Here is a 6,260-nt window from a genome sequence, read left to right as displayed (position 1 = left end):
TGGTATTGTGTTGCGGTGTGGTGGCACGCCAAGAAAAAACAAAAACCAATCTTCCCAACCGATGCAGTCGGCAAGCGGCTAAATATACGCGCACCCGTGTACAGATTAGCGCAAATAGTTGCATTTTGTCAAGAAATTTCGCTGTTTTTTTCAGGGCAAGCGCATTTGAAAATCAGAAAATTATTATGGAGGTCCAGGAGGAGATTATCTCCTCCTGGTGGGTGCAGGGCAAAGCCCTGCTGAAAATGTGCGGCGTTTCACCAGAAGCGAATGCTTAAGCATTCGCGCACGCCGCACCGATTTGTGCCCCGCAGGGGCACTCTTCGGGAGGGCGGACGCCCGACATGCACAGTTTCGCTTGTGGCAACAGTGAAGAAATTGGCAAATGCGCTTGCCCTGCTGTTTTTTCCATGGATTCGCCGTGTTGCGCGGAACAAGAAGGGGTATGTTTTACAACCAACAATTGTGTAGAAATTTATAAATTTAGTTCTATTTTTTCTGCCTGAAGTACAAAAATAGAGCCAAAAGAGTTAATCGTTGCGCAACAAAGCACCCAAATCTTCCAGATCGTTGCGGCTTAAGCTGCCGACAGCCTGCTTCAAGCGCAAGCGGTTGACCAGATAATCATAGCGCGCTTGCAGATAATCGCGCTTGGCCGAGAAAAACAGACGGTAGGCATCCACCACATTGACGATACTGGTGGTGCCCAGCTTGAACCCTTCCAAACGGGCTTGCAAAGCGCTGTCCTGGGCTTTGACAGTCTTGCGCAGCGCCGCCAGCGAACGCGAACTGGCCTGCACCACCAAAAAGGCCGAACGGGTCGCCCGTTCGGTATGACGCAGCTCCTGTTCCCGCTCCTGCTCGGCCTTATCCTTGCGGGCCGAGGCTTCGCGCACCAAAGAGCGGGTCATCCCTCCCTCAAAGAGCGGCATGTTAAAGCGCAGACCCAGCTCCTTGTTTTCGTTGGTCTGCCCATCCCCATAGAGGGAGCCTCCCGAATCCTGACGCGCCATGGTGCCAACCAGATTGAGGGTGGGCAGATAACCGGCCTGTTGTCGCGACACCTCCAAGTCGGCAATTTCCCAAGCCAGATTGCGCGATTGCAAAGCCAGATTCTGCTCCAAAGCCGCCTGCACCCAGGAATCGACACGATCCGGCTGCGGCGAAGGAGCATCAAAATCACCACGAAAACCCTTCACATCCTCCACCCGCACTCCGACAATCTCTTTCAGCGCCTGCAAGGCATCATCATATCTGTTGCCCGCCTCAATTTCATGGGCTTCGGTGACCGCAAATCGGGCTTCGGTATCATGCAGTTGGGTGATGGTTCCCAGACCACGTTCCAGGCGCTGTTTGGCCTGTTCATACTGCTTTTCGGTCGCCTCACGCTCCGCCTGCGCCAGCTCTCGCCCATCCTTGGCAGCCAACAGATTGAGATAGTTGGTGGCTACCCGCAACAACAGATCCTGCTCTGCCGCCACCAGATTGATGCGCGCCTGCTCTGCCGCCAACGCCGCCTGATCCATCTTCACATAGGCTTGCAACTTTAAGATCGGTTGGGTGATGGTCAAGGTTTGGCTGTTGCTGGCATAAGTGGAGGCACCGGTCGGAAATGAGGCATTGGCCGCCTTCAAAACATTTTGCTGCGTTTTGTTATATTGGGCATCAAAACTGGCGCTCGGCAGATAGCCGGCACGCGCCTGCGGGACAGCCTCGATATTGGCCTCATAATCGGATTTGGCAGAGAGATATTTGGGATCTCTTTCCAATGCCTGCTGCATCATCGGCAACAATCCAAAACTTTTGCCTCTGCTGGGCACGGGTGGTTTTTCCTTGGCCCAACGCCCCTCCAACTGCACCGGACGAATCACCAGGCTGGGACGCGCTTGATCCCCCTCCTCGCGCACAGTTCTGCGAAAACGGCCATCCAGGACATCACGTACTGTCTCCCGCTCTCCTCCCGCCATGGTGGTATCGCCAGACAACGGAGTGCGCAAAGCCAAAATCAAGGTGCGCTGCAGCTCCTCGCCGCTCTTTTGCGCTGTCAGACTCTTACTGATTAAAGTGGTAGGACTGGCCAACTCAGCCACCAAACGTCCCGAACCCAAACGGGTAGTCTCCACGCGCATGCTGCGCACTGCCGGATGGCTCGGCGTAAAGGCGGCCACAGCGGCGGCCAATTGCTTGGGAGACCAACCCAAAAAATCCACGATCAACTGTGGCGGTTCATCCACCGTATAGGCATTGATCCGGCTCTCGGCAACCCCCTGAATGGCAATTTCCAAACGTCCAGCCAACTCATCGACATGCAGATCGGTCAGATTACCCTTGTCCATCATCGCCGCTTGCGGCGGAGCGTCAGGAGCCAAACCGACCAACACCCGCCCCCGGTCTCCCTCCATCACACCGGCACTGCCAATCAGATCCACCGACTCCTGCAACTCAAAAAGCAGTTGATAACCCTTGCCTGAGGCCGAAGAGCGGCCAGCGCCTGCCACTGTCGGCAAACCGGCTGGCAACTGCAACTGCTCCCCTTTGGCCAAGGGGGCATCAAAAGCGGCCTTGGGATCAGGAAAACGTTTGGGGTTGGCGGCTGCCACCAGCAAAATAAACTGTTCGCGCATCGCTCCCGATGCCGGATAGCGTTTCCGGGAGAGCATGCGCAAGGTGGTGGGCTGCTCAACAGTCAACAGGCTTGGCGCTTCCTGGGAGCTCTGCACAGCGGCACCACTCGCCGCCACGCGCACATTGCGCACCACCAGATTATTTTCCGGCGCAAAACTGTTGGCCACCGCCAGCAACTGTTCCCGTGGCACCCCCGGCAGATCGATCAACAAACGCGGGGGATTTTCCTCAAAATAGACCTCGGCGACCAAGCCACTGCTACCGCTCAAAATCAAATCGGAGCGCCCCCCACGACTGACCAACTCCATGGCGCTCAAAGCAGGTGGGGCAAGCGCCATATCGGGAGCACGGCTGTCCGCCGGTCCCAAAAGCAGCTCCCAGCGGGAACGATTTTGGCTGGCTGCCACCACTGTTTCATCAAAAATGGCAACAGGGGCTGCCAGTTGCAAAACCAGACGCACCTTGTTGTCACGACCGGGAAGCACATGCACTCCCCGCAGCAAAGCGGGACGCTGTTGCAAGCTGTCCACCAGAGAAGCCAGCTCTTTAGCGTCAACATCCACCAGCTCGACCGTCACTTCACTGCCACGTGCGGTAAGGGTTGCCCCAGCCAAAACTCCGACGCGCGATTCGATCTGCAGGCGCAACAGCTCCCCTTCATCGCGCATCAGCAAGCTGGAGACCGCACCCTCCTCACTCCAACTCTCTGCCGCACCCAACGTACAAAAGCAGGCAATTGCAAGCAAAGGTGTGGCAATCTTCAGCGTGTGACGTTTGATGCTGGTTTTCATAAAGAAAAGCCTGTCTCCGCAAAGCGGTGTAGAACAAAAACGGCCTTTAGTTGCCGCAACTACCGATCGAAAGAAATTCAATCAAATACTGTGCCAAATATCACATTTGACAAAAATGTCCCCAAGCCAGGCGCCAGCAGCAAGAGAGAGGACTCAATAGATGTTTTCCATGAAAATTAATGTATTTTACAAAGCCAGAGACAAGAAAAAACATCAAAATTCTTCTGTTTTTAGCCATCAGCAACGCCTGCTAAGGTAACAAAAGCTCTCCAGGAGGTCAAAAAATATTTTTGCGGAATGTTTGCTTTTGAACTTCGGTGAGTTGCGTTTTTGGGGCTGTTAACGGTGATAAGAGGGCCTTGACACGGCACTGTTCTCGGAGCATTCTCCCAGCCGTTTCCAGAGGCGGCCTGGGCAAGATACCTCTGGAAAGCACCGGTAAAATTGCCTGACCAATGCGGTAGAGAAAGAGGGTAACATTATGGGAGATCAAATCTTTTTCCGATCTAACCAATCTGTCATGGACTCTGTAGACATGCAGTTGCGCACCAGTCAACCACCTGAAGTGCAGGAGACCTATCGCCGTCTGTGTGCGCAGGGATACAGCGACCAGGATGCTCGGCAGTTGATTGCCACCGTCATGGCCAACGAATCTTTCATGATCCAGGTGCATCATGACACTTTTGACCGGGCACGTTATGTTGCCATGTTACGCAACCTGCCGCGCATCCCTTTTGCGGAGTTGAAAAGCAGCAGGGGGATAGCGCTTGAAGCGGTCCACTGAGATCTGTTAGCATTTTGCTCTTTGCGCAATATTCCATTTGTCAGCCCTCTTCAGGAATCTACACTATGGCCTCGGCGGCGCACGATCATCACCCCAAACATCGTTTTGATCCGGCCAAAGCGGCCAATTTGTTGGATCCGCAGCGTCGTTTGCTGGATGATCCTCTGGCCTTGCTGCGCCAGATGGGTATTGGTCCCGGGATGCAGGTAGCCGATCTGGGATGTGGGGTCGGTTTTTTTACCGAAGCGCTGTTGCAAGCGGTTGGTGCAGAGGGCAAAATTTTTGCGGTCGAGCTGCAGGAGGCGATGTTGACGATCCTGAAGCAGCGTTTTCCCGCACAGGCCAATTTGCAACTGCAGCAGGCGGATCTGTTGGACAGCAAATTGGAGCCCGCCAGTTGTGATGTTGCCTTTATTGCCTTCACCCTGCATGAGGTGCCAGCGTTGGCCGCTTTGCAGGAGGTCAAGCGCATTTTGCGCCCGGATGGTCGGTTATTGGTTGTGGATTGGGGAGCGCAAGCCCCCTGCCCGGAGCGGGAAGCCGGTCGCAAAGCGGGCCCACCAGAGGAGGAGCGTCTTCTTCCTGAGAGCTTGCGCCAGATTTTGCGTGAGCAAGGGTGGCAAGAGCTGGCCTATGGCGAACGTTTGCAGGGGTGTCACTATTGGTTGAGTGCACGCATGCTACCCTTTTCATAAGCTCTCTGAGTTTGTGAATAAATCTGCTGCGCAGCCCACGGGCGGCGTTGCAGGCTCTTTCGCTCCTCGCCTATCTGCTTGATATGTCTCGTCGCTCAATCGCCTGCCTCTTGCCCGTGGAGTTGCTGGCGACGATTTATTCACAAACTCTCTGCAAAACAGGCAACCATGTCAGGCAAGAATGCCACCCTTTTCTGGTTCAGTCATGGAAGAGTTTTAGCACTTTTGCTGTTGCTGCTGGCGAATGGTTGCTCTTCGCGGTTGGAGCATGCGCGGCAACTGGCTGAGAGTGGGCAGATGCGGGAGCAGAAGCTGCAGACGCGCCATTTTACATTACAAAGTTATGTACGATTGCAGAGTGGCGAGCCGTTATTGGTGGTTTATATTGAAGGCGATGGTGCAGCCTGGATCACAGAAAACCGCTTGTCTGACGATCCCACGCCCAAGCAGGCGCTGGCTTTGCAGTTGGCCATCGCCGATCATTCCCCCAGTGTTGCCTATCTGGCGCGTCCCTGTCAATTTGTGCAAGAGGCGGAGCGAAAAAACTGCAGCCCCCACTATTGGAGCACCGCCCGTTATGCTCCAGAGGTAGTGCAAGCGCTCCAGGAGGGGATTGAGCAGTTGCAGCGGCAGACTGGGGCGACGCGCCTGCGTTTGGTCGGTTATTCTGGTGGTGGCAGCTTGGCCATCCTGTTGGCCCGCGCCCTCCAGCCGGAGCGTTTGGTGACGGTAGCGGCACCATTGGATACCGCAGCCTGGACAGCCTGGCATCAACACACCCCCTTGGCACAGTCGCGCAACCCAGCAGAGAGCCTGCCGGAGATAGCACAGATTCGGCAAAGCCACTGGGTGGGTGGCAAGGATAAAGTGGTCCCCAAAGAGCTCAGTCAGCAGATTCTGGCACAACAAACCGATAGTCTACGACAAAGCCTTATCGAACAAAAAGATTTTACCCACTATTGCTGCTGGGCAAGCGCCTGGCCGGAGATGTTGCAGCGTATGGGGTGGTAGGAGAAGGTTTTGTTTTAACCAACATGGTTTACGACGAAGCCTTATCGAAGAAAAAGATCTTACCCATCATTACTGCCGGACAAGCGCCTGGGCAGAGATGTTTCTAAGCAGTAAGTGAAATAGGAATATTTTTCATTGAATCCAGGAGAGCTAGGGTTATTCACAAAGCGAAAGCCATGCTACAAAGCTTGTCTACACGACTATTGACAACCCCCACTCTCCCGATCATTCACTACCACTCTATATCAACCATATACAGTCATCTTGATTAATGGCAAATCACCTACCACCCGCATAGCGGGTGGTTTGATGAAGGCCCCCATAGGGGGCCAGTTGTTTTATGAAGGGGCCATG

Annotated in this window: 5 protein-coding genes; 4 read left to right on the top strand and 1 reads right to left on the bottom strand. The window is 54.5% G+C overall.

What is annotated here, in order from left to right:
• Positions 1–20 precede the first annotated feature (20 nt).
• A complete protein-coding gene (locus EJP87_RS00430) occupies positions 21–278 on the top strand; it encodes a hypothetical protein (RefSeq protein WP_130469896.1) in 258 nt (85 codons plus the stop codon).
• Between the two features lie 252 nt (positions 279–530).
• Here the strand turns inward: EJP87_RS00430 and EJP87_RS00425 are convergent, their stop codons facing one another.
• The gene (locus tag EJP87_RS00425; protein WP_130469895.1) at positions 531–3,416 is read right to left on the bottom strand and encodes a TolC family outer membrane protein; all 2,886 of its coding nucleotides are present in this window, start codon (positions 3,414–3,416) and stop codon (positions 531–533) included.
• 520 nt (positions 3,417–3,936) lie between these two features.
• Here EJP87_RS00425 and EJP87_RS00420 point away from each other — a divergent pair.
• The 3 genes from EJP87_RS00420 (at position 3,937) to EJP87_RS00410 (ending at position 5,906) form a co-directional block, all read left to right on the top strand.
• Entirely contained in the window at positions 3,937–4,200 is a 264-nt protein-coding gene (locus tag EJP87_RS00420) for a DUF1841 family protein (RefSeq protein WP_227657384.1), read from the top strand.
• 65 nt (positions 4,201–4,265) lie between these two features.
• On the top strand, positions 4,266–4,895 hold the full coding sequence (locus EJP87_RS00415; RefSeq protein ID WP_130469893.1) for a class I SAM-dependent methyltransferase: 630 nt from the start codon (positions 4,266–4,268) through the stop codon (positions 4,893–4,895).
• Between the two features lie 168 nt (positions 4,896–5,063).
• Positions 5,064–5,906 carry a lipase family protein gene (locus tag EJP87_RS00410; RefSeq protein ID WP_130469892.1) on the top strand — a complete coding sequence of 281 codons (843 nt, stop codon included), beginning with the start codon at positions 5,064–5,066 and terminating at the stop codon, positions 5,904–5,906.
• The last annotated feature ends 354 nt before the right edge of the window (positions 5,907–6,260 follow it).

It is taken from the genome of Candidatus Magnetaquicoccus inordinatus (genome assembly GCF_004217665.1).
Lineage (GTDB): Bacteria > Pseudomonadota > Magnetococcia > Magnetococcales > Magnetaquicoccaceae > Magnetaquicoccus > Magnetaquicoccus inordinatus.
Note: the sequence above shows the minus strand (reverse complement) of the source record. Positions and strands in the feature narration are given on the sequence as shown.